This window comes from Dellaglioa sp. CoH-55-MRSF-8 (assembly GCF_056782195.1).
Genome location: NZ_JBXAYH010000109.1, coordinates 1 through 366 on the forward strand (window position 1 = coordinate 1; position 366 = coordinate 366).

The 366-nt window shown below is 51.4% G+C and carries 1 protein-coding gene; it reads left to right on the forward strand.

Going from position 1 to position 366, the window contains the following annotated elements; translation table 11 throughout:
- Window positions 1-177: 177 nt before the first annotated feature.
- Window positions 178-366: hypothetical protein (locus AC1RPW_RS08135; protein WP_481769461.1), on the forward strand; the 189-nt coding region annotated here is incomplete at its 3' end.

Below are 366 nucleotides of genomic sequence, written 5' to 3' on the forward strand. Positions count from 1 at the left end.
ACACAGGAACGCAAGTAGGAACACTTAACATAGACACAGTGAACGGCAACTCGTTTACGAGTGTTCAATCAACCACGACGTTTGCTCCGGGTGATCAGTTCTCCTATCAATTCGCGACTACAAACATTTCTCTAATAACCATTACACTTCGTGGCACTTGGCTATAAGGAGTAGAAAATGCCAGCACAATTCATTGCGTCGGCCGAAGGCTTCGACATTTATCCTTCTGGCACGCTGGCCGCGAACTACCCATGGTTCGTGACCAATAGTGCCATTGCCGGGCAAATCAACTTGTCGGCAGGAGCTTTTGGCGGGGCCGCACTCACGTTCCCAGTGAGCGGAGCACCAACCTCGCTCACCTCTGGG